At 62.9% G+C, this 1,191-nt stretch carries 1 protein-coding gene; it reads right to left on the bottom strand.

Annotation, left to right across the window (positions count from 1 at the left end; all coding sequences use genetic code 11):
- The coding region (gene recD / locus OQK_RS00785) for an exodeoxyribonuclease V subunit alpha (protein ID WP_016770685.1) at positions 1-1,191 on the bottom strand (1,191 nt) is incomplete at both ends.

Here is a 1,191-nt window from a genome sequence, read left to right as displayed (position 1 = left end):
CTCAAACACGCCGGCACGTGGCTCGATCAAGGTGAACCAGTGCCGGGCGCGAGTAATTCCGGTGTAGATCAGTTCTTTGGTCAGCACGGGGTTCAACGCATCCGGCAGGATCAGCGCCGTATGGGCGAACTCCGAGCCCTGGGACTTGTGCACCGTCATGGCGTACACGGTTTCAACATCATTGAGCCGACTCGGTAACACAAAGCGCACGCCGCCCTGACCATCGTTACGCGGGAAGGCCACGCGCAGAACCGTTTTGCCGATCTCTGCGCCTTCACGCTCGGGCAGTTTCAGGGCGATGCCGATGTCGCCGTTCATCAGGCCCAGACCATAGTCATTACGAGTCATCAGCACGGGCCGACCTTCATACCACTGCTGATCGCTCTCGATCAGACGCGCCTTGAGCAACGCAGCGGTGATGCGCTGGTTCAGACCTTCAACGCCCCACGGCCCTTTGCGCACCGCGCACAGCAACTGGAACGTATCGAACGCCTGCAAGACTTCCCGGGCCCAATCGGTCCAGTCCGCATGCTCAAGAGGCCGCGTCGATGATGGACGCTGATCGCGCAGTACGCTCAAGTAATGGCGATAACCTTGCGGGCCGTTGCCGTGACCTTCGAGCAACAGGCGTTCGAGCTTCTGATCATGTTCGCCTTTGAGCGGCAGCGAATACACGTCGTCGTAGCTGCCGGCCGCGAGCAACTGTCGCGCCTCGTCGGCCAATTGCTGATTGACCCGACGCGCGAGCTGACCGATGCCACTGCCCTCGCCGAAACGGCGCGAGTGCCGCAGCATCACCACTTGCTGCGCCAGCGGATGGGTGCCGTCGCGGTCCTCATGCATACCGCTGCCCTGCAACGACTCGCCACTGACCGACTCCAGCCATTGCCGCGTCTGCGGGCTGTACCAACCGCCCTCGGCGTCACGGCACAGATCGCCCAACACCGCACCGGCCTCGACCGAGGCCAGTTGATCCTTGTCGCCCAACAGTACCAGCCGCGCATGGGCCGGCATGGCGTCGAGCAAGTTCGCCATCATTTCCAGGTCGATCATCGAAGCTTCGTCGACCACCAGCACATCCAGCGGCAGGCGGTTGCCGGCATGGTGACGGAAATGCCGGGTGCCCGGTCGACTGCCGAGCAAACGATGCACGGTGGTCACATCGCTGGGGATCGCCGCGCGCACCGCTTC

The organism is Pseudomonas sp. R62 (assembly GCF_000257605.1).
Lineage (GTDB): Bacteria > Pseudomonadota > Gammaproteobacteria > Pseudomonadales > Pseudomonadaceae > Aquipseudomonas > Aquipseudomonas atacamensis.
This window is presented reverse-complemented; position numbering and strand designations above follow the sequence as displayed.